Source organism: Modestobacter caceresii, assembly GCF_000761485.1.
GTDB classification, from domain to species: Bacteria; Actinomycetota; Actinomycetes; order Mycobacteriales; family Geodermatophilaceae; genus Modestobacter; species Modestobacter caceresii.
In genome coordinates, this window is sequence record NZ_JPMX01000136.1 from 1 (window position 1) to 218 (window position 218).

Annotated in this window: 1 pseudogene; it reads left to right on the plus strand. The window is 72.0% G+C overall.

The features are described 5' to 3' along the window. A pseudogene (locus IN07_RS23230) lies at positions 1-218 on the plus strand (methyl-accepting chemotaxis protein); the annotation flags it as partial.

Sequence of the window (218 nt, forward strand, 5' to 3'; positions counted from 1 at the left end):
CGTCGTCGCAGGAGATCGGCGCGGTCGTGAAGGCGATCACCAGCATCGCGGAGCAGACCTGCTGGCGCTCAACGCCACGATCGAGGCCGCCCGGGCCGGTGAGGCCGGCAAGGGCTTCGCCGTGGTGGCCAACGAGGTGAAGGAGCTGGCGCAGGAGACCGCGCGGGCGACGGAGGACATCGCCCGTCGGGTGGAGGCCATCCAGGGCGACACCTCCG